The 20,285-nt window shown below is 65.4% G+C and carries 19 protein-coding genes; 1 reads left to right on the forward strand and 18 read right to left on the reverse strand.

The window, feature by feature from the left end:
• Positions 1-45: 45 nt before the first annotated feature.
• From AB7531_RS33040 to AB7531_RS33065, 6 genes are all read right to left on the reverse strand, one after another.
• On the reverse strand, positions 46-1,017 hold the full coding sequence (locus tag AB7531_RS33040) for an ABC transporter ATP-binding protein (RefSeq protein ID WP_063984811.1): 972 nt from the start codon (positions 1,015-1,017) through the stop codon (positions 46-48).
• Positions 1,014-2,006: an ABC transporter ATP-binding protein gene (locus AB7531_RS33045; protein ID WP_063984812.1), complete on the reverse strand. Its 993-nt coding sequence runs from the start codon at positions 2,004-2,006 to the stop codon at positions 1,014-1,016. Before AB7531_RS33045 ends, AB7531_RS33040 begins: the two co-directional genes overlap by 4 nt.
• Positions 2,003-2,875 (reverse strand): ABC transporter permease, encoded by an 873-nt coding sequence (locus AB7531_RS33050; protein WP_063984813.1) that lies wholly within the window; start codon positions 2,873-2,875, stop codon positions 2,003-2,005. Before AB7531_RS33050 ends, AB7531_RS33045 begins: the two co-directional genes overlap by 4 nt.
• Entirely contained in the window at positions 2,862-3,812 is a 951-nt protein-coding gene (locus AB7531_RS33055; protein ID WP_028152064.1) for an ABC transporter permease, read from the reverse strand. The genes AB7531_RS33050 and AB7531_RS33055 overlap by 14 nt, the downstream gene beginning before the upstream one ends.
• Positions 3,813-3,819: 7 nt before the next feature.
• Complete coding sequence (locus AB7531_RS33060; protein ID WP_063984814.1) at positions 3,820-5,364, reverse strand: ABC transporter substrate-binding protein; 1,545 nt, start codon at positions 5,362-5,364, stop codon at positions 3,820-3,822.
• 131 nt (positions 5,365-5,495) lie between these two features.
• Positions 5,496-6,692 carry a CaiB/BaiF CoA transferase family protein gene (locus tag AB7531_RS33065; RefSeq protein ID WP_063984815.1) on the reverse strand — a complete coding sequence of 399 codons (1,197 nt, stop codon included), beginning with the start codon at positions 6,690-6,692 and terminating at the stop codon, positions 5,496-5,498.
• Between the two features lie 192 nt (positions 6,693-6,884).
• Here AB7531_RS33065 and glgA point away from each other — a divergent pair, with 192 nt between their 5' ends.
• Positions 6,885-8,300, forward strand: coding sequence for a glycogen synthase GlgA (glgA, locus tag AB7531_RS33070; protein WP_063984816.1), 1,416 nt, complete (start codon positions 6,885-6,887; stop codon positions 8,298-8,300).
• A gap of 166 nt (positions 8,301-8,466) precedes the next feature.
• Here glgA and AB7531_RS33075 read toward each other — a convergent pair whose 3' ends face one another.
• The 12 genes from AB7531_RS33075 to AB7531_RS33130 all read right to left on the reverse strand — a co-directional run bounded on the left by AB7531_RS33075 (position 8,467) and on the right by AB7531_RS33130 (position 20,268).
• Complete coding sequence (locus AB7531_RS33075) at positions 8,467-9,417, reverse strand: oxygenase MpaB family protein (protein WP_063984817.1); 951 nt, start codon at positions 9,415-9,417, stop codon at positions 8,467-8,469.
• A 77-nt stretch (positions 9,418-9,494) separates the two neighbouring features.
• Positions 9,495-10,637: a patatin-like phospholipase family protein gene (locus AB7531_RS33080; protein WP_063984818.1), complete on the reverse strand. Its 1,143-nt coding sequence runs from the start codon at positions 10,635-10,637 to the stop codon at positions 9,495-9,497.
• A gap of 128 nt (positions 10,638-10,765) precedes the next feature.
• Positions 10,766-10,933 (reverse strand): cbb3-type cytochrome oxidase assembly protein CcoS, encoded by a 168-nt coding sequence (ccoS, locus tag AB7531_RS33085; RefSeq protein WP_063984819.1) that lies wholly within the window; start codon positions 10,931-10,933, stop codon positions 10,766-10,768.
• Positions 10,933-13,122 (reverse strand): cation-translocating P-type ATPase, encoded by a 2,190-nt coding sequence (locus AB7531_RS33090; protein WP_063984820.1) that lies wholly within the window; start codon positions 13,120-13,122, stop codon positions 10,933-10,935. Before AB7531_RS33090 ends, ccoS begins: the two co-directional genes overlap by 1 nt.
• Before the next feature lie 11 nt (positions 13,123-13,133).
• The gene (locus AB7531_RS33095) at positions 13,134-13,619 is read right to left on the reverse strand and encodes a FixH family protein (protein ID WP_063984821.1); all 486 of its coding nucleotides are present in this window, start codon (positions 13,617-13,619) and stop codon (positions 13,134-13,136) included.
• A 15-nt stretch (positions 13,620-13,634) separates the two neighbouring features.
• The gene (gene ccoG / locus AB7531_RS33100; protein WP_063984822.1) at positions 13,635-15,101 is read right to left on the reverse strand and encodes a cytochrome c oxidase accessory protein CcoG; all 1,467 of its coding nucleotides are present in this window, start codon (positions 15,099-15,101) and stop codon (positions 13,635-13,637) included.
• 112 nt (positions 15,102-15,213) lie between these two features.
• Positions 15,214-16,089 carry a cytochrome-c oxidase, cbb3-type subunit III gene (ccoP, locus tag AB7531_RS33105; protein ID WP_063984823.1) on the reverse strand — a complete coding sequence of 292 codons (876 nt, stop codon included), beginning with the start codon at positions 16,087-16,089 and terminating at the stop codon, positions 15,214-15,216.
• Between the two features lie 6 nt (positions 16,090-16,095).
• A complete protein-coding gene (locus tag AB7531_RS33110; protein WP_014497064.1) occupies positions 16,096-16,260 on the reverse strand; it encodes a CcoQ/FixQ family Cbb3-type cytochrome c oxidase assembly chaperone in 165 nt (54 codons plus the stop codon).
• A gap of 13 nt (positions 16,261-16,273) precedes the next feature.
• Positions 16,274-17,008 carry a cytochrome-c oxidase, cbb3-type subunit II gene (ccoO, locus tag AB7531_RS33115; protein WP_014497065.1) on the reverse strand — a complete coding sequence of 245 codons (735 nt, stop codon included), beginning with the start codon at positions 17,006-17,008 and terminating at the stop codon, positions 16,274-16,276.
• Positions 17,009-17,018: 10 nt separating this feature from the next.
• Positions 17,019-18,668: a cytochrome-c oxidase, cbb3-type subunit I gene (gene ccoN, locus AB7531_RS33120; RefSeq protein WP_063984824.1), complete on the reverse strand. Its 1,650-nt coding sequence runs from the start codon at positions 18,666-18,668 to the stop codon at positions 17,019-17,021.
• Between the two features lie 301 nt (positions 18,669-18,969).
• A complete protein-coding gene (locus AB7531_RS33125) occupies positions 18,970-19,395 on the reverse strand; it encodes a CBS domain-containing protein (protein ID WP_063984825.1) in 426 nt (141 codons plus the stop codon).
• 39 nt (positions 19,396-19,434) lie between these two features.
• Positions 19,435-20,268 (reverse strand): universal stress protein, encoded by an 834-nt coding sequence (locus AB7531_RS33130; protein WP_063984826.1) that lies wholly within the window; start codon positions 20,266-20,268, stop codon positions 19,435-19,437.
• Between the last annotated feature and the right edge of the window lie 17 nt (positions 20,269-20,285).

Below are 20,285 nucleotides of genomic sequence, written 5' to 3' on the forward strand. Positions count from 1 at the left end.
ATGCCATGACCGGCGGGGCTAAACAAATCCGCTACCGTCTTTAGTTCAGGCCAGCGGATGGTGGCAAGCCGCGAACTGGCCGGGTGCGACCTCGCGCAACTCCGGTATCTCCGCGCTGCATCGCTGGTCGGCCCGCGGGCAGCGGGTGCGGAAGCGGCAGCCGGACGGCGGCGCAATCGGCGATGGCGGCTCGCCGGTCGCCACACTCTCGACGGGACGCACGTCCGGATCGGGCACCGGGATCGCCTGCAACAGCAGGTCCGTGTAGGGATGCGCGGGCCTTGCGAACAATTGCTCCGACGGCCCGACCTCGCAGAGGCGGCCGAGATACATCACCGCGACGCGGTCGCTGACCGCTTTCACCACCGCGAGGTCATGCGCGATGAACAGCAGCGTCAGGCCGAAGCGCGCCTTCATCTCCTCGAGCAGATTGAGGATCTGCGCGCGGATGGAGACGTCGAGCGCCGAGACCGGCTCGTCGCAGACGATGAATTCGGGGTTGAGCACCAGCGATCGTGCGATGCAGATGCGCTGGCACTGGCCGCCGGAGAATTCGTGCGGCAGGCGGCCCGCCACGATGTCAGGATCTAGCCCGACCGCGGACAACACCTCGTGAACGCGTCGCTTGCGCTCCGTGGCATCCTTGACGCCGGCGATGATGAGCGGCTCGGCGACGATGTCGCCGATGCGCCGGCGCGGATTGAGCGAGGCGATCGGGTCCTGGAAGATCAGCTGCACGCGGCGGCGCATTTTGCGCAGCGCCTCGCCTTCCATCGCGGTGAGGTCCTCGCCGTCGAACAGCACGCGGCCGGACTTGGCGCGGCGCAATTGCAGCACCGCGCGCCCCAGCGTCGACTTGCCGCAGCCGGATTCGCCGACCAGCCCCAGCGTCTCGCCGCGCGCGACCTGGAGGCTGACGCCGGAGACCGCGTGCACCGTCTTGTTGCCGAGACCATATTCGACGACGAGATTGTCGACGTTCAGGAGCGGCTCGGCGGGCATGGCAAACTGCATCATGCGCCAATCCCCTCCGTCATCTGGATGGGATGGAAGCAGGCATAGAGATGCCCCGGCATCTCCGCGCCCTTTAATTCGGGCTTGGCCTCGTGACAGCGCCCCACGGCATAGCGGCAACGCGGCGCAAACGAGCAGCCCCTCAGCGGCCGGGTCGGATCGGGCGGACGGCCGGAGATGGCGGGCAGCGGCGTATGCGGCGCGGTCTCCAGCTTCGGGATCGCCGCCAGCAGCGCCTCGGTGTAGGGCATGTGCATGCGCTTGAACAACGCCTGCGTCGGCGCGCGCTCGACCACCCTGCCCGCATACATCACCGCGACCTCGTCGGCGCGGCCGGCGACGACGCCGAGGTCGTGGGTGATGATGATCATCGCCATGTGGCGGCGGCGCTGCTCGCGCGCCAGCAGATCGAGGATCTGCGCCTGGATGGTCACGTCGAGCGCCGTAGTCGGCTCGTCCGCGATCAGCAGTTTCGGCTCGCAGGACAGCGCGATCGCAATCGCGATGCGCTGGCGCATGCCGCCGGAACATTGATGCGGATATTGCGCGAGCCGCTGCTCCGGCGCCGGAATGCCGACGGCAGCGAGGAGCTCGATGCTGCGCTTCCGCGCCGCCGGCGCATCGAGCTCGAGATGCTCCTGGATCGTCTCCATCAGCTGGGTGCCGATGGTGAGCACCGGATTGAGCGAGGTCATCGGGTCCTGGAACACGACCGCGAGGTCGCGCCCGCGCAGGCGCCGCAGGCTTTCGGCATCGAGCCGCACCAGGTCCTGGCCGTCGAACATCACGCGCCCGGTCAGCTTCGCCTTCTTCGGCAAGAGCTGAAGCACCGCGCGCGACAGCATGGTCTTGCCGCAGCCGGATTCGCCGACGATGCCGAGCGTGCGGCCCGCTTCCAGCGACAGATCGACATGATCCACGGCGCGCAAATTGCCGCGCGGGGTCGGCAGTTCGACCGCCACGTCCTCGATGGTCAGGAGCGGCGCGCTCATAGCGCCCCCTGACGCGGGTCGGTCAGGGCCCGCAAGGTGTCGCCGACCAGGTTGAAGGCCAGTACGGTCAAGAACAGCGCCGTTGCCGGCAGGAAGGCCAGCCGCGGCGCGACGTCGAGGCTGTCGCGCCCCTCGCCGATCATGCTGCCCCAGCTCGCCATCGGTGGCGGCACGCCGAGCCCGAGGAAGGACAGCGCGCCCTCGACCACGATCGTGACGGCGACGCCGAGCAAGAAGAAGGCCAGCAGCGGCAGGATCACGTTCGGCAGCAGCTCGCGTATCAGGATGCGCGCATGGCTGGCGCCGAGCGCCTCGGCCGCGATCACGAACTCGCGCCGCGCCAGCGTCAGCGTGGCCGCGCGCGCCACGCGCATGAAGGCGGGAATGCCGAGCACGCCGAGGATCAGGGTGAGGTTGGGAATCGACTGGCCGAGATAGGCGGTCACCGCGAGCGCGAAGATCAGCGGTGGAAACGCCAGCAGCACGTCCATGCTGCCGACCACCAGCGTCTCGAACCGGCCGCGGAAATAGCCGGCGAGGAGACCAAGCGCGCCGCCGAGCGCAAGCCCGATCATCGGCGCGATCAGCCCCACCGTCAGCGACACCCGCGCGCCAAAGATCAGGCGGGCAAATTCGTCGCGGCCGAGCCCGTCGGTGCCGAGCCAGTGTTCCCCGGAGAACGCCGCACGGCGCTCCAGCATGTCCATGTCTACAGGATTCTGCAGCGGCAGCACCGGCGCCAGGATCGCGAGCGTCAGGACAATCGCGAGCCAGGCGCTCGCGAACCAGAACAACAGGCCGAGCTTGCGCCGGCGCCGAACCGGCTCGGAGACCACCTCGTCCTGCATCGACAGCTCAAGCGTGGCCATGGCGGATCCTCGGATCGAGCACGGCGTAAAGCATGTCGACGATGAAATTGACGATGACGAAGCCGCAGGCGACCAGCAGCACCACGCCCTGGAGGATGACGAGGTCGCGGGTGTAGATCGCGCCAACCAGCAGGCGGCCGATGCCCGGCAGCGCGAAGATCGATTCCACGATCAGCGTGCCGCCCAGCAGGCGACCGATGTTGATGCCTGTGACCGTCACCAGGGTCAGCGACGATGGCTTGAGCGCATGCACGAACAGGATGCGCGCGGGCTTGAGGCCTTTCGCTTTCGCGAGAGCAATGTAGTCCTCCTGCAGGGTCGCGATCATGTCGGAGCGCAGCACCCGCATGATTCCAGGCCATTCCGCCAGCGCCAGCGTCAGCGCCGGCAGGACGAAGAAGCGCAGGTTCGACAGCGGCTCCTCGGTGAACGGCACATAGCCGGTCGCCGGCAGCCAGCGCAACTCGACCGCGAACAGATAGATCAACAAAATCGCCATCAGGAAGGACGGCATCGACAGCATGGCGAAGGCGCTGCCGGTCATGAAGCGGTCGAAGGCGCCACCGGCGCGCGCAGCGCAGGCGATCGCGAGCGGCACGCCGATCAGGAGCCCGATGAATTCGGCCATCAGCATCAGCTCGAGCGAGACCGGAATGCGCTCGGCTACCGCCTGCAACACCGTCTGCCCGGTGCGGAAGGAGCGGCCGAGATCGCCCTGCAGGACATGACCGAGCCAGCTCAGATAACGCCACCACAGCGGCTGGTCGAGCCCCATGTCACGGCGCAACGCCGCGACATTCTCCGGCGTCGCCTGATCGCCGAGGATGACATAGGCAAGATCGCCCGGCAGCAACGCGGCGATCAGGAAGGTGAGCAGCGAGACGGCGAGCAGCACCGGCAGGATGGCAAGGAGCCGCCGCACGACGAAGTTCAGCATCGCGCGGTCATTCCAGCCAGGTGGAGGAGACGTCGATCACGCCGTTGTAGATTTTCGGAAAGCCCTTCAGCCTGGCGCTCGACAGCGCGTAATAGGTGTTCTGGAAGGTCCAGAACCAGATCGCCTCCTTGTTGATCAGGCGGCTGATCGCGCAATAATCCTCGATCCGCGCCGCGGGATCGGCGGTGACGCGGGAGTGGTCGAGCAGCCGGTCGAGCTCCGGATCGGCGAAGTTGGCCAGCGCCAGCGGGCTGCCGCTGCGGAAGTTCGCATACATCTGCGGATCGGGATCGGCGAGGTCGACGATGCGCCAGGGTATGAGCTGGAACTGACGCATGAACGCGCGTGGCGGAATGGTGGCCTGGTCGACCTGCTCGATCTCCATGTTGGCGCCGGCGCGCTTCCAGAATTGCTGGAGCACCTGGCCGATCATGCGGCCGCGGGGCGTCGCGGTCACCATCGTCTTGAACTCGACCGGCTTGCCATAGTCCTTGATCAGCGCCTTGGCCTTCTCGACATCGAACGGCAGCGCGCCGTCGTCCTTGCACTTGACCCAGGAGCCGTCGCCGTAGGGATTGGTCGCGGGCCGGCTCAGGCCGTTGCTGATCGCCTGCGACATCTTTGGACGGTCGATCGCCATCACCAGCGCCTGCCGCACGCGGACGTCGTCGAACGGCGCCACCTTGGTGTTGAAGGCATAGACCTGCGCGCCCGAGCCCTTGTAGGTGTGCACGGTGAGCTTGGAGTCCTTCTGCGCCTTCATGATGTTGTCAGCGTCGTTCTCGTCGTCCCAGATGATGTCGGCCTCGCCCGATTGCAGCGAGGCGAAACGCGACTGCGCGTCGGGCAGCGGCTTCAGGATGATGCGGTCGAGATAGGGACGGCCCTTGTCCCAGTAGCCCGGGTTCTTCTCCAGAACCATGCGATCGCCGGCCGTCCATGATTTCAGGATGTAGGGACCGGTGCCGACGGGATTGCGATTGTAGTCGTCGCCCTTGGTCTTCCACGCCGTCGGCGAATGCACGACGTTGTTCTGGCTCTGGATGGTGTTCGTCGCCGGCAAATTCACGGAAGGATCGGTGAGATTGTAGACGACAGTATATTCGTCGGGCGCCAGCACCTCCTTGACGTTGGTGATGTAGAAGGCGCAGCGGCACTTGTTGGCGGGGTCCTTCTGCCGATCGAAGTTCTCCTTGAAGGCTTGCGCATTGAACGGCGTGCCGTCGTGGAATTTCACGCCCCGGCGCAGCTTGAAGGTCCAGGTCTTGTAATCGTCGGAATGGGTCCAGGACACTGCCAGCTTTGGCGCGGCCTCGCCCTTGTCGTCGAGCGTGGTGAGCGTATCGAAGATCGCGGCCGCGGCGGTGAAGGTCGAGGTGTCGTAGACCCCGACCTTGAGCGGATCGAAGCCCGTAATCTCCAGCTCCTGACCGACGGTGATGCTGCCGCCCGCCTTCTGCGCCTGCGCCGGCCCAGCCGGCGGAAGGAGAGTAAATGCCGCAACAAGGAAAATCGGCGCGCGCTTGCGCGCCGCGGCAGCAAGGTTCGTCATGGTTCCTCCCGGGATCCCTCGTCCGATGTTTCGGATCGTTGAATGACTCGGAAGCGAGCTTGGCGATAAATGCTCGCCACGGCAAGAGGAACACGCGAGAGATCAAACGCTGTAGTGGTGCTGCGATGCGCTCAGTTTGTCGCAGCCGTTTTGCCTGACGGAATTGGAGCATCGCCGGCGAGGCCGATCTCCTGGCGCAATGCGTCCGTGTGCTCGCCGAGCACGGCCATCGTTTTGGCGGGCGTGGTGTCGGCGCCCGACATCCGGAACGGCAGATTGAGCACCTGGAACGAGCCACCCTCGTCCTCCACGGACGAGAGCGCCTGCCGGTGCGCGAGTTGCGGATCGGCCAGCGCCTCGGACACGGTGCGATAGGCCGAGGCTGGCACACCGGCCGCGCCAAGCGCGACAAGGCATGCATCGGTCGTGAGCGGCCGCGACCAGGCTTCGACACCGTCCATCATGTCGGCCCAGTTCTCGCGCCGCGCGGCGTAGGTGGAGAAGCGCGGATCGGAAATCCAGTCGGGGCGGCCGATCACACCCATCAGGCACTGAAACGTCTTCTCGCTCGCGACCGTGATCATGACATAGCCATTGGCCGTCTCGGTCGGCCCGAACATCGGGCGCGGCGGTGGCTTCACCGCGAATTGCGAGCTCTGCAGCTCGATCACCGTCAAGGTCAGCATCGATTCCAGCATCGAGACGTCGATGTGCTGGCCCTGCCCGGTCATAGTGCGCTGATAGAGCGCCGACGCAATCGCGCCAAAACCGTAGGTGCCGGTGACGACGTCGGCATGGTAGATGCCGCAATAATCCGGCCGGCTGCGGCCGGGCTGGTACGCGAGATGCGCCATGTCGTAGCCGGAGGCCGCGTGGATTACCGGCGCGTAGGCCGGCAGCTCGGCCGAGGGACCGGTCTGGCCGTAGCCCGAGATCGAGCAATAGATCAGCTTGGGATTGACCGGGCACAGGCGGTCGTAGTCGAGCCGCAGCCGGTGCATCACGCCGGGGCGAAAATTCTCGACCAGGATATCGGCGGTCGCGGCGAGCCGGCGCACCGCCTCCTTGCCCTCCTCGGACTTGAGATCGAGCACGACGCTTTTCTTGCCGACGTTGAGCTGGCCGAATACGGTGCTGCACCCCTTGCGCAGCGGCGGCCGGGTGCGCATCGTCTCGCCGCCGTCGGTCTCGATCTTGATGACCTCGGCGCCCATGTCGGCAAGCATCCGCGCACAATGGGGACCGGCGATGGTGGTCGAAAAATCCAGGACCCTGAGGCCCGCGAAGGCCTTTGTCGTCGTCCCCTCATGCTTATCTGCTAACGGCATGCCTGCTGCGCCCCTCGGCCTCTTAGGAACTATCGAAGTTCTCTCTTGTTGATGCGCCGACCCTAGAGGGCGGCGGGTGAGTAGGAAAGTCTTTACCGAACGGACGCGTCTCACGGGCGGGCTTGGGAATTCCAGGACAACTGGACCCGTTCTTGCATAGCAATAAACGGGATCGGAAGAGGGCAGCTGTTCTTGAGGGTCTTGTTCGTCACAACCGAGATGGACGATTTCGTCCGCGTTGGCGGACTCGGCGCCGTTTCCGCTGCACTTCCCAGGGCGCTTCGCCCTCTCGCCGATATCCGGGTCATGTTGCCCGGCTACCGCGACATCATCGAACAACTCACGCATATTCAGATCGTTGGCCGCTGCCCGGCGCTCGCGGAGATGCCGGCCTGCTCGCTCGGCCGGGCTGCGACCAAGGACGGGCTGCCGGTCTATGTGCTGTTGTGCTCACAACTCTACGACCGACCCGGCAATCCCTATGGCGACGAGTCCGGACACGACTGGCCGGACAACGACATCCGCTTTGCGCGCTTTGCCTCGGCAGCCGCTGAGCTGGCCATGGGCAAGCTGGACAAGAATTGGGCAGCAGACCTGGTCCATGCCAACGACTGGCAGGCCTCGCTCGTGCCGGCCTACCTCGCCTGGCGCGGGGCCAGGCTGCCGTCGATCCTGACCATCCACAACCTCGCCTACCAGGGACTCTTCCCGAAGGACTCGCTGCGGCGGATCGGCGTCCCCGAGAGTTCCTTCCATATCGACGGCGTCGAATTCTACGACCAGCTCTCCTTCCTCAAGGCCGGGCTGGTCTATGCCTCGCACCTCACTACCGTGAGCGGCACCTATGCACGCGAGATCACGACGGAGGAATTCGGCTGCGGTCTCGAAGGCCTGCTTCGTGTCCGCTCGGATGCTGCCGAGCTCACGGGCATCCTCAACGGCATCGACGAGAGCTGGGATCCACGCTCCTGCTCCCAGCTGGCCCAGCAGTTCGGCGCCGGCGACTGGGTCGGCAAGAAGGCCAATGCGGATTATATCCGCAAGCAGTTTGGCCTGGCGGTCTCGCGCGGGCCGATGTTCGCGATCGTCGCACGCCTGGTGCACCAGAAGGGCATCGACCTCGTGCTGTCGGCCGCCGACGAGATCATCGATGCCGGCGGGCAGATCGTGGTCACCGGCTCCGGCGAGCCGGCGCTCGAGCAAGCGCTGATCGACGCGCATCGCCGCCGCCCCGACGCGATCGGGGTTACGATCGGTTTCAACGACGCCCAGGCGCGGCGCATCTTCGCGGGCAGCGATTTCACATTGATGCCGTCGCGCTTCGAACCGTGCGGGCTCAGCCAGATGTACGCCCAGCGCTTCGGCTCGCTCCCGATCGGTCACCAGACCGGCGGCTTGGCCGAAACCATCACCGACGGCGAGACCGGCTTTCTGTTCTCGCAGCCCTCGCGCGCGTCCTTCCTCGGCGGCGTCCGCCGCGCCTTCTCAGCTTTCGTGGCGCATGACCAGCTCGACTCCATGCGTCGCAGCGCGATGGGACGATCGTTCTCCTGGAGCATCTCCGCCGGCAGCTACAGCGCGCTGTATCGGAGGCTGGCATCGGTGTGAGGCTGAGGCGGCGCTTCTCCATTCTCCGTCATTGCGAGGAGCGAAGCGACTAAGCAATCCAGACTGTCTCCGCGGCGACAGTCTGGATTGCTTCGCTGCGCTCGCAATGACGATGTGGAGAGAGTGCGCGCCACTCTATCGCCCGTCACCCTAAGAGTGGAGAACCTCACCCCTTCCCGCGCACATCCATTTGCGGCCGCCCGATCCAGGCGCGATTGAGACACCGTGTCATCCAGTCGGGCTGCGGCTCGCCCCGCAGCCGCGCCTGCGCTTCCTGGTATGGACCGACATAGCGCAGCCGGTCCGGCAGTTTCGGATACACGCGCCTCATCCATTTCAGCGCGTTGTCGGCTGCCCTCTTGTCGCGCTCCTCGAATTCAAACCCGAAGCCCGCTCGCAGCCGCTCCGGCAACAAACTCGCCGTGAGCGCGCGATACCATCGCGGTGGCCGCAGCCACGGACGGGCGCCGCCAAGGATCTGCGCGGCGATCTCGCGCGCCGCCGGGCTGACGGTCAGCGTGTCCGACTGCGCCATCGCCGCGGTGTAGGCCGCAAAGCCGGACCAGTCCGCGGGCAAATCGTCGGCCGTCAATCCGAACAAGGCGCCGAACATCCGGCTCTCGCTCCAGTAGCGCTCGCGCTCCTCCGCCGAGAGCGGCGGCAGGACCAGCTCATGCGCCATCACCGCGGTCTCGACCAGCGTCGCATGAACCCAGCGCAACGACGGAATGTCGTTGGCGCAGTAGCGCGAGCCTGCCGCGAACGGACCGACGGCCTCGGGCATCGCGCCGACGATCATGCTGTGGCGCCGATGCAATTGCCGGGACGACAACTGCGCCCGGTCGAGCGAGCCGAACACCATCGCAAAGACGATGTCGAAGGTGCGATGGAAGCGACCGATCGGATCGGCAAGCGTTCGTGAATGCTCCGCGATGGCGGCAGCGACCCAGGGATGCGCCAGCTGCAACAACAGCGCGCGGCCGGCGCCGAGAAAGATGACGGCCTCCCGGTCGATCTGCCAGGTCACCGTGTCAGGGCCGAACACGCCGGCAACCGGTCCCGCGGCGTCGGCGCGGACCTGATCGAGGGCCAATTCCAGATCGTTCCCGGATACCAACTGCAAGGCCTCTCAAAAGCGGACGACGACCGACAATCCGCAGGGCCTGCGGCAATTCGATGAAAGCGGACGCGGCCCTACTCCGCCGCCATCGGCATCTCGTCCATATGCTCGTGCAGCACCACGCCGGCAAGCGGATCGAATTCACCGATCCACGGCTTTCGCGCCAGCACCGATCTCGTGTGGGCGTAGCCCGCATGCCAGCGCCGCGTAATGCCTGACGGACTGAAATCGATATCCTTGGTATGGGTTTCGCGATCGAGTTGCGGCGCCAGCAGCCGCACCACATGCATGCGGGTCGGACAGCCGTAGCTCATCAATTCCCTCACCGCGGGATCGTTGCGCTCGCTCTCGGGCAACCGCGCGGCAAGCTGGTTGATGACGTGGCGCAGGCGATGGGCCTGCTGCTGCCGCACGATCTGGCTCGCGATGCGGCTGGAGTACTGCACGTCCTTATGGCGGTTCAAGACCTCCGCCATCGTGGTCGGCTCGGCGCCGACGGAATTCCACAGATGCACGGAGAAAATCAGCGAATCCCTGCGTGGATTGTCGTCGAATACGGCCTCCGTCGGCGTGTTCGACAGGATGCCGCCGTCCCAATACAGCTCGCCATCGATGCGCACCGCCGGGAAGGCCGGCGGCAGCGCGCCCGAAGCCATGACATGCTTCACCGTCAGCTCGCCGTCGCGGCTGTCGAAATAGCGCATTTCGCTGGTGCCGACATGAGCCGCACCGACCGTCAGTCGCGGCGCGCAGCGATTGGCCAGATCGAAATCGACCAGCTCGCTCAGCGTCTTCTCCAGTGGCGCGGTCGAATAGAAGCCGGCGTGATCGGCGCCGAGTGGAAAGGAATCTCCCGCATGCGCCAGCGGGTTGGGCCGGAAGAAGCCGGGAATGCCGTTGGTGACAGTCGACAAATAGGCGAGCTTCTCGCTGAAGTCGGGAAAGGCGCCACCCAGAGCCCAGACCGGATTCTGCTCCATCCGCTTCCAGAACTCCTTCAGGCGCGCGAGCCTGTTTTCCGGCGCATTACCGGCGATCAGGCTCCCGTTGATGGCGCCGATCGAGGTGCCGATGACCCAGTCCGGCTCGATCCCGGCCTCGTGCAGGGCCTGGTAGACGCCCGCCTGGTAGGAGCCGAGCGCACCGCCGCCTTGCAGCACCAGCACGACCTGTCCCGGCAGATCGTTAGCCCCGCACACTCCGACATTTTTCTGCATGCTCGTCACGCTCCTGCTCCGGAGAGCCTGCCCCGTCGCTTCTACGCAAAATCCTCCGGCATTGTTACGCCCGGCGACCGCCGGCCGTCCAGCGACCATGTCCGAAAAGGGCAGCGCGGAACCAACGGTTAACGCTTGGCTGGGGCGTCCTGCGGCGGCTCGTCGTCGGCGATGGCGCGCCAGGCCGCGCCGTCGAGATCGTCATATTGGCCGCTCCGCAGCGACCAGAGGAAGGCGACGAGGCCGGCGCCTCCGAGCATCAGCGCCAGCGGCACCAGGATGACCAGGATTTCCATCACACGATCTCCCGCGCAGCTCCGCGCGCGCGCAACGAATTCAGCATCACCAGGATCGAGGATCCGCTCATGGCTGCCGCCGCAATCAGGGGCGTCACTACGCCGCTGATTGCCACCGGCACGGCGAGGACGTTATAGCCGATCGCCAGCCAGAGGTTCTGCCGCATCAGATACAGCGCCTTGCGGGAGGCGTCGATCGCGGCGACGACAGGCACCAGCGGCCGGCCGAGGAAGACGAGATCGGCGGTCGCCTGGCTGAGATGCGCGGCCGAGATCGGCGACATCGAGACATGGGCCGCCGCCAGCGAGGGCGCGTCGTTCATGCCGTCGCCGACCATCAGCACTTTGGCGCCGCGCCGCTTCAGTTCCTCGATCCGTGCGATCTTGTCGGCCGGCGTGACGCCGGCGCGCCATTCGGCGATGCCCAGCGCATGGGCCGCCGCGATCACCGCGGGCTCGCGGTCGCCGGAGAGAATCTCGATGCCAATATTGCGCGCCCTCAACGCCGCGATCACGGCCTGCGCGTCCGGCCGCAGGCCCTGGCGCACCGAGAGGATGAACTTCTCGTTGCCCTTGCTGAAAGCCACGATGGAGGCCTCAGGATCGAGCGTTGCCCCGCCGACCATCGCCTCGGCGCCGCAAAAGGACGGACGGCCTAGGCGAAGCTCGACACCGTCCACCACAGCGCGCACGCCCTGCCCGGCCTCCTCGACCGCGCCAACGATCGGCGACCTTGCACCGGCGGCCTGCGCGACGGCGGCGGCAACGGGATGGTGGCTCGACAGCGCGAGCCGCCCGGCAAGTGCAAAAATGTCGGCGGGAATATCGGCCGCGTTCATCACTTCGAGATCGGGCAGCGTCAGCGTGCCGGTCTTGTCGAAGATGACGTGGTCGGCCTCGGCGAGCCGCTCGATGGCGTCGCCGGAATTGAGCAGCACGCCAGCTTTGAACATCGCGCCCGAGGCCACCGTCTGCACGGTCGGGATCGCGAGCCCGAGCGCGCAGGGACAGGTGATGATCAGCACGGCCACGCCGGTCACGATCGCATCGTGCCAGCCGGCGCCCGCGATGACCCAGCCCAAAATGGTGATCAGCGCGGTCGCATGCACGACTGGCGCGTAGAGCCGCGAGGCGCGATCTGCGAGCCGCATGTAGCGCGAGCGTGCCTGCAGCGCGTTGTCGAGCAGCCGCGTGATCTCGGCGAGCAGCGTCGCCTCCGACGCCGCCGAGACCCGCACCCGCAGCGTGCCGGAGATGTTCATGGAGCCCGCATAGGCCGCCGTGCCCTGCTCCGCCGTGACATACAGCGTCTCACCGGTGATCAGGCTCTGGTCGATCTCGGAGCGTCCCTCGATCACGGTGCCGTCGACCGCGCAACGCTCGCCGGGCCGGAGCAGCACGATGTCGCCGGGATGGATCGCCGCGACCGGCACCTGCGAAATCTCGTCGGGCCCGACGAACTTGGCCGCCGTCTCCGCCTTCAGCGCGGCGAGATTGCCGGCGACCGCGCGGGTCCGCCGCCGCATGTTCTGGTCGAGGAAGCGGCCGACCAAAAGAAACGTGAGCAGCATGATCGCCGCGTCGAAATAGGCGTGCTCGGCGTGATGGATGGTCTCGACCACGGACATGCCGAGCGCAAGGCACACCCCGATCGAGATCGGCACGTCCATGTTGGTGGTCTTGGCCGACAGTGCGCGCCAGGCCGAGCGGAAGAACGGCTGGCCGGCATAGGCCGCCGCCGGCAGCGCGATCAGCGCCGACAGCCAGTGGAAAAAGTCGCGCTGCTCCGGCAGCATGTCCGAGACGTTGCCGGACCAGACCGGGATCGACAGCATCATCACGTTCATGGTGGCGAACGCGGCGACGCCGAGGCAGCGCAGCAGGAAGCGCGATTCCGCAACTTCCGTCGCTTCCGCACTCTCGGTCTCGTAAGGATAGGCCTTGTAGCCGAGTTCCTCGAGCCGATCGATGAAGCGGGCCGGGTCGAGCGTGCCCTGCTTCCATTCCAGCGCGACGCGGCGGTCGGTGAGATTCACGCGCGCCAGCGTGACGTCGGGGATGGCCGACAATCCGCGCTCGATCTTGGCCATGCAGCCGGCGCAGTGAACGCCCTCGACCGCGAGATCGATGTGCTTGATACCCTCGCCCGCGGCCCGGACGTAATGCGAAAAATCCCGCGTGACCTGCATGACGAATTCCCTCAGTTCAGGATCACGCGGTTGCGCGACATGAACACGCGTGTTCCTCGCGCCTCGCCTTCGATCACGAGATCCCACTGCCCCGGCGCAACCGACGCGGCATTGCCGCGGTAGATGCCGATGTCGGCCTCCGAGAGCTCGACCTGGAGATCGGCGCGCTTGTCGGTCGGCCGCTCCAGGCGGCCGCCGAATTTCAACCCGCTCATCGGCTGGCCTTTTGCGTCGCGCGCGTCGACCTGCAGCGTAGCCGCACCATCGGCGCGGCGCTCGATATGGGCGCTGACCTGCCATTTGCGCGCGGCCTGGTCCTGCGCCGCCGAGATCTCGCGATCATAAGTGAGGCCAGCGGCATAGGGGCTGTCGACGTCGGTGCCGGGCAGCGTCGCGATCGCGAGCTTCATCATGGTCACGTTGACGCCGATCACGAGCCCGAAGAAGGCGACCAGCATCAGGAACACTTTTGTTCCGGTCAGCGGCTTGGTGGCCATGGCAGTCTCCTGATCCTAGGGCGAGACGAAATTGTCGGTGGCGGTGGCGACCTCGCCCAGCCCGATGTCGGTGACGTGGAAGCGAACAGGAACCGACTTTTCCGGATTGCTTTCCGCCGGCGCAGTGACGAGCAGGCGCAGCTCGCTGGTGGAGTCGCGCGGGATCACGATCATCGGCCTATCCGGCGTCACGGAATCGATGCCGACGACATGCGTGGTCAGATTGGCCGGACCGTTGGCGTCGATCGCGATGACGCGGTCATAGCCGCTCTTGTTCAAGAGCCGCACCGTATAGGCATTGCGGATCGAGCCATCGCTGAGCCTGACCGCGACCGGGTTGCGGTCGTGCAGCACGTTGACGTCGAGCAGGCTACGGGTCGCGAGCGTGTAGATCATGATGCCGCCGACCGCCGCGATGATCGCGCTGTAGGCGACGGTGCGGGCCCGGACGATGCGGTAGACCGGCGCCTTGCCTTCCTGGCGGCGCTGGATGTTGATGTCGTTGTCGTAGCCGATCAGCCGCTTCGGCCGGCCGATCTTGGTCATCACGTTGTCGCAGGCGTCGATGCAGAGTCCGCACTGGATGCATTCGAGCTGCGGCCCGTTGCGGATGTCGATGCCGGTCGGGCAGACCGCGACGCATTGATAGCAGTCGACGCAGTCGCCGACGTGTTCGCCGAGCGCGCGCAGCTCGATTGCCTTCTTCACCGAAGTGCGCTTCTCGCCGCGGTCGTAGCGATAGGTGACGTTGAGCGCCCATTCGTCGGTGAGCGCGGCCTGGATGCGCGGCCACGGGCACATATAGGTGCAGACCTGCTCGCGCATGAAGCCGGCGAGCACATAGGTCGTCGCCGTCAGGATGCCGATCCAGATATAGGCGATCATCGGCGCCTGGAAGGTGACGAGCTCCTTCACCAGCGTCGGCGCGTCGTTGAAATAGAGCACCCAGGCGCCGCCGGTCCACCAGGCGATCAGGAGCCAGATCGAATGCTTGAGCACGATCTCGGAGATGCGCTCCAGCTTCATCGGATCGGACGACTTGTCCTTCTTCATTCGCTCGCGCCGGTCGCCTTCGACCAGCCGCTCGACCGCATAGAACAGATCGGTCCACACGGTCTGCGGGCAGAGATAGCCGCACCAGATGCGGCCGCCGACTGAGTTCATCAGAAACAGCGCCACCGCGGCGACGATCAGCAGGCCGGTGAAGTAGTAGATTTCCTGCGGCCACAACTCGATGAAGAAGAAGTAGAAGCGGCTGTTGGGAAGATCGATCAGCACCGCCTGGCTCGGAGCACCGATGCCGCGATTCCAGCGCACGAACGGCAGGAAGTAGTAGACGCCGAGGCAGAACGCCATCAGCCCCCATTTGATTCGGCGGAACGTGCCGGAGACGCTCTGGGGATACACCTTCTTCTGGGCTACGTAGAGCGGCCCATTGTCATCGTTCGATGTGAGGTCGTTCGGGTTCACGGTCTTGTTCATCGCCAAGAAGCTTCTCGAAAAGGTGCGATTAAACCTAGACCCGGCGCGAGCGCGTCAGTTGATCCAGCTCAAGCGGGGACACTTTTGTTCGCCCCCGCTTGTCGCGAGCAGGCTATTTGCCACCGCCCAGCGAGTGGACGTAGACCGCCATCGCCTTGATGGTGGCAGGATCGAGCCGCCCTTCCCAGGCCGGCATCACACCGGCACGGCCCAGGCTGATGGTCTCGATCAGGCTCGCTTCGTCCGAGCCGTAGAGCCAGATCTTGTCGGTCAGATTCGGGGCGCCCATCTCGGGGTTGCCCTTGCCGCCGTCACCGTGACAGGCGACGCAATTCTCGGCAAAGATCTTCTCACCCTTGGCGGCATCAAAGCCCTTGCGGGTCGAGAGGCCCGACAGCGACCGCACGTAATTGGCGACCGTGACGATCTCTTCCGGCTTCAGCACGCCGTCCTTGCCAAAGGCGAGCATCTGGCCCTCATGCGCCTTGGCATGGCCGGAACGCGCGCCGAACTGGATGGTCTGCATGATCTGGTCGAGCGTGCCGCCCCACAGCCAGTCGTCGTCGTTGAGATTCGGAAAGCCCTTTGCGCCGGCGCCGCCGGAGCCGTGGCATGGCGCGCAATTGTCGCCGAACACGGTCTTGCCCTTGGCTCGCGCAAGCGCCAGCAAGGCCGGGTCCTTCTCGATGTCGGCGAGCGAAGCCGCGCCTAGCGCCGCCATCCTGTCACCCCGGATCTTCTCGAGGTTGGCGAGCTCCACCGCGACGTCGGCGCGCGAGGAATAGCCGAACAGGCCCGTGGTATTGCTGGAGATCAGCGGCCAGGCCGGATAGACGATCCAGTAGCCGATCGCCCAGACGATGGTGAGGTAGAATGAGATCACCCACCAGCGCGGCAGCGGCGTGTTGAGCTCCTTGATGCCGTCCCACTCATGTCCGGTCGTGGACTTGCCGGTGACGGAATCGATGTCGCCATGATGTTCGGTCATGATCTCTTACTCCTCCCGCAACGGCAGGCGCGCCGCTTCGTCGAAAGCGGCCTTGTTGCGGGGCCATAATGCGTAGGCGATGATCGCGAGAAAGATCGCGACGAACACCGGCGTCCAGATCGTGGTCACCAGACCGGACGCGAGATTGTCGAGTGTCAGGATGGCTTTCATCGGTGATGCCTTCTCAGCGAAGATTTGCTTTCTCGTTGTAGAGCTTGAAGTCGACCAGCGTGCCGAGCATCTGCAGATAGGCGATCAGCGCGTCCATCTCGGTCGGCGTGCCGGCCTTGCCGTCGAAATTGCGCACGACGGCCTTGGCGTAGCGCTTCCCGAAGGCGTCTGAGCCGGCATTGTCGGGATCGGCCTGGGCCTTCAGATCGGCGCCTGCGTTTGCGATCTGGTCGTCGGTGTAGGGCGTGCCGATGGCCTTGAGCGTCTTCATGTGGTCGGCGATCGTATCGGGATCGACCTCGGTCTGGCTCAGGAACGGATAGCCCGGCATCACCGACTGCGGCACGATTGCGCGCGGGTTGGTCAGATGGGTCACGTGCCAGTCGTCGGAATATTTGGCGCCGACGCGGGCGAGATCGGGACCGGTGCGCTTCGAGCCCCACTGGAACGGGTGGTCGTACATGCTCTCGGCGGCGAGCGAGAAGTGGCCGTAGCGCTCGACCTCGTCGCGCAGCGGGCGGATCATCTGCGAATGGCAGAGATAGCAGCCTTCGCGGACATAGACGTTGCGCCCCGCGAGCTCCAGCGGCGTGTAGGGCCTGACGCCGTCGACCGCCTCGATCGTGCTCTTGAGGTAGAACAGCGGAGTGATCTCGACGAGACCGCCGATCGCGATCACCAGCAAAATGCCGACGATCAGGACGATCGAGTTCTTTTCAAAGATTTGATGGCGTGTCCAGAACGACATGGAAAGCTCCTCATTCCGCCGGCTGAAGCGCGACGGGCATCTGGACTTCCACTTCGCCGACGCGAACGGTCATCCAGAGATTGTAGGCCATGATCAGCGCGCCGATCAGGAACAGCCCGCCGCCGGCGGCGCGGATGATGTAGAAGGGATGCATCGCCTCGACGCTCTCGATGAAGGAATATTCGAGGAAGCCGAGCGAGGTGTAGGCGCGCCACATCAGGCCTTGCAGGATGCCGGACACCCACATCGCCGAGATGTAGAGGACGATGCCGAGGGTCGCGATCCAGAAGTGCCAGTTGACGAGCTTCAGGCTGTAGAGGCCCTTGCGATTCCATATCCACGGCACCAGGCAGTAGAGCGCGCCGAAGGAGACGAAGCCGACCCAGCCGAGCGCGCCGGAATGCACGTGGCCGATGGTCCAGTCGGTGTAGTGGCTGAGCGAGTTCACCACCTTGATCGACATCATCGGGCCTTCGAAGGTCGACATGCCGTAGAAGGCGACGGAGACCACGAGCATGCGCAGCACGGGATCGGTGCGCAGCTTGTCCCAGGCGCCCGACAGCGTCATCAGGCCGTTGATCATGCCGCCCCAGGAGGGCATCCACAGCATGATCGAAAAGGTCATGCCGAGCGTCTGCGTCCAGTCGGGCAGCGCCGTGTAGTGCAGATGGTGCGGGCCGGCCCAGATGTAGAGGAAGATCAGCGCCCAGAAGTGGATGATCGACAGCCGGTAGGAATAGATCGGCCGCTCCGCGCGCTTCGGGATGAAGTAGTACATGATGGCGAGGAAGCCGGCAGTCAGGAAGAAGCCGACCGCGTTGTGGCCGTACCACCACTGGAACATCGCGTCCTGGATGCCGCCCCAGGCGACGTAGGATTTCGAGCCGAACACCGAGACGGGGAGCGCGGGATTGTTGCCGAGATGCAGGACCGCGATCGTCACGATGAAGGCGAGATAGAACCAGTTCGCGACGAAGATGTGCGGCTCCTTGCGCTTGATGATCGTGGCAAGGAAGACCAGCAGATAGGCGACCCAGACGATGGTGAGCCAGAGGTCGGCATACCATTCCGGCTCGGCATATTCCTTCGACTGGGTGACACCGAGCAGATAGCCGGTGCCGGCGACCAGGATGAAGAAATTGTAGCCGATCACGACGAACCAGGGCGCGAGGTCGCCCGCAAGGCGCACCCGGCAGGACTTCTGCACGACATAGAGCGACGTGCCGATCAGCACGTTGCCGCCGAAGGCGAAGATCACCGCGGAGGTGTGCAGCGGACGCAGCCGGCCGAAGCTGGTCCAGGGCAGATCGAAGTTCAGTGCGGGCCACGCCAGCTGCGAGGCGATGATGAGGCCAACGAGGAAGCCGGCAATGCCCCAGAACATCGCCATGACGGCGGTGAACTTGATCGGACCCATATTGTAGTTGGGGCGGCCGTTGATCTCCGCCGGCGGCAGCGCCGCCGGACGATCGAAGTAGCGGTTGATGATGCCAAAGACCACAGCCAAGCTCGCCGCTGCGCTGAGCGCGGCATGGAAGGCAAAGGCCGAATCGAGCGCCTTGGCCGAGGCGATCACGCAAAGGAAGGCGGTGACTGCGAACACGATGGCCAGGCCGCTTTCACCGATGGTCATGGATTTGGAGATGGAGGGCTGGCTCATGCGGATTCTCTCTGAAAGAACACGCCGCCAGAAACCACATTCGACCTCGCGGCGAATTGATTGAAATCAAGACAGGTGGATTTCTATTCGGGTGAGTGATGCGGCGCCCGCCAGTTGAAGTGCCCTCTCCCCTTATGGGAGAGGGCAGCGAGGACGGTGCCGCGCACTCACTTGGGTGAGGGGTTGGCTCCGCACGGAGAGTCTTTCGGTGGAGAGAACCCCTCATCCGGCGCTTCGCGCCACCTTCTCCCACATCCGCCTTCGCCAAGGCTTCGGCGGACATGAGGGGAGAAGGAAGGAGTCACTCCCGCGCCGTCGCCTTGAGCGCCTTGATGACGTCCTCGCGGGCGATGATTCCGACCAGCTTTTCCGCGCCGTCGAGCACGATGATGCTCCTGATGCGGTGCTCGACCATGATCTGGAGCACGCGCGTCAGCCGCGTGTCGGGGCTGACATAGATGAACTCGGGCGTCATGACGTCGCCGATCCTGCGGCTCATCAGGTCGCGATAGTGCGGCAGCATCTGGCTCGGCGAGAACGCGAAACACTTCAGGATGTCGAACTTGGTAACGATGCCGACCACCTGCCCGTCGTCCTCGACCGGATAGGAGTTGAAATCATCACGCTCGAACATCTCGCTAAGCGCGAGCAGGTCGTGGTCGCGCCGCACCGTCGTGACGTTGCGCGTCATGTAGCTGTCGACGGTCTCTTCAAGAAATTTGTACACGGCGCGTCCTCCTCGATTAGCTTTTGGGCCGGGCGGCCGTCAGTGCGACAGCAGCACGCTGCGGGCGGATTGGGTGACCAGATATTCGGTGACGCCGCCGAGGATCAGCTCGCGAAAGCGCGAATGACCATAGGCGCCCGCCACGATCAGGCCGGCCCCAAGGTCGCCGGCGACCTGCTCCAACTGCGCGGCAGCGGTTGCGTTCCGCACGGCCTCCGAGACGCGTGCGCTCGCGGTGACGCCGTGACGGGCGAGCCAGGCGGCAACGTCGCTGACGCCGGCCATCACCGCCGAACGGTCGTCGTCGCGCTCCGGGATTTCGACGATGGTGACGTCCCTCGCCTTGCGCAGCAGCGGCAGCGCGTCGGCCACCGCGCGCCGCGCCTCCGGCGTGTCCTTCCACGCCACCAGCACGCTGCGCAGGTCGAGCCAGTTGACCTTGTCGGGAACGACGAGAAGCGGGCGGCCGGCCTGCATCACCAGGTCCTTGGGGCTCGCGAGCGCGAACGCATCGGAGAAGGCCGGGCTCTGGCCGCCGCTGACGATGATGTCGGCACATCGTGCCTGCGCCAGCACGAAACGGGTCGGAAAATCCATGGCGCCGCGCCACTCCACGCGGCCGCCGCGCGCCTTGGTGGCGGCGCGGAATTGCGCCTCCAGATCGGCAAGGCGCTTCCTGATGGAGGCTTCCTCCTGATCGATCAGGCTCTGGGCTTCAGCGCCGTCGGTGAAATAGAGCGGCGGCGCGAACTGCCCTGCGGCAACCCCGATAATGGCCGCCTCGAATCGCTCGGCGAGTTCGCCCGCGACCTGAAGGCGCGCCTCGTTGGACTGGTCGAGCGCCAGGCTGACCATCACGGTCGCGTAAGTCATTGGGATTCTCCGCTCAG

Origin of the sequence: Bradyrhizobium sp. 63_E2_N1_3 (assembly GCF_052076005.1) — a bacterium.
In the GTDB taxonomy this organism is placed as follows: domain Bacteria; phylum Pseudomonadota; class Alphaproteobacteria; order Rhizobiales; family Xanthobacteraceae; genus Bradyrhizobium; species Bradyrhizobium barranii.

Excerpts from the sequence above, each read along its gene's own strand:
- AB7531_RS33040 (WP_063984811.1), bottom strand. The coding sequence starts at position 1,017 with ATGATGCAGTTTGCCATGCCCGCCGAGCCGCTCCTGAACGTCGACAAT.
- AB7531_RS33045 (WP_063984812.1), bottom strand. The coding sequence starts at position 2,006 with ATGAGCGCGCCGCTCCTGACCATCGAGGACGTGGCGGTCGAACTGCCG.
- AB7531_RS33050 (WP_063984813.1), bottom strand. The coding sequence starts at position 2,875 with ATGGCCACGCTTGAGCTGTCGATGCAGGACGAGGTGGTCTCCGAGCCG.
- AB7531_RS33055 (WP_028152064.1), bottom strand. The coding sequence starts at position 3,812 with ATGCTGAACTTCGTCGTGCGGCGGCTCCTTGCCATCCTGCCGGTGCTG.
- AB7531_RS33060 (WP_063984814.1), bottom strand. The coding sequence starts at position 5,364 with ATGACGAACCTTGCTGCCGCGGCGCGCAAGCGCGCGCCGATTTTCCTT.
- AB7531_RS33065 (WP_063984815.1), bottom strand. The coding sequence starts at position 6,692 with ATGCCGTTAGCAGATAAGCATGAGGGGACGACGACAAAGGCCTTCGCG.
- AB7531_RS33080 (WP_063984818.1), bottom strand. The coding sequence starts at position 10,637 with ATGCAGAAAAATGTCGGAGTGTGCGGGGCTAACGATCTGCCGGGACAG.
- ccoS (WP_063984819.1), bottom strand. The coding sequence starts at position 10,933 with ATGGAAATCCTGGTCATCCTGGTGCCGCTGGCGCTGATGCTCGGAGGC.
- AB7531_RS33090 (WP_063984820.1), bottom strand. The coding sequence starts at position 13,122 with ATGCAGGTCACGCGGGATTTTTCGCATTACGTCCGGGCCGCGGGCGAG.
- AB7531_RS33095 (WP_063984821.1), bottom strand. The coding sequence starts at position 13,619 with ATGGCCACCAAGCCGCTGACCGGAACAAAAGTGTTCCTGATGCTGGTC.
- ccoG (WP_063984822.1), bottom strand. The coding sequence starts at position 15,101 with ATGAACAAGACCGTGAACCCGAACGACCTCACATCGAACGATGACAAT.
- ccoP (WP_063984823.1), bottom strand. The coding sequence starts at position 16,089 with ATGACCGAACATCATGGCGACATCGATTCCGTCACCGGCAAGTCCACG.
- AB7531_RS33110 (WP_014497064.1), bottom strand. The coding sequence starts at position 16,260 with ATGAAAGCCATCCTGACACTCGACAATCTCGCGTCCGGTCTGGTGACC.
- ccoO (WP_014497065.1), bottom strand. The coding sequence starts at position 17,008 with ATGTCGTTCTGGACACGCCATCAAATCTTTGAAAAGAACTCGATCGTC.
- ccoN (WP_063984824.1), bottom strand. The coding sequence starts at position 18,668 with ATGAGCCAGCCCTCCATCTCCAAATCCATGACCATCGGTGAAAGCGGC.
- AB7531_RS33130 (WP_063984826.1), bottom strand. The coding sequence starts at position 20,268 with ATGACTTACGCGACCGTGATGGTCAGCCTGGCGCTCGACCAGTCCAAC.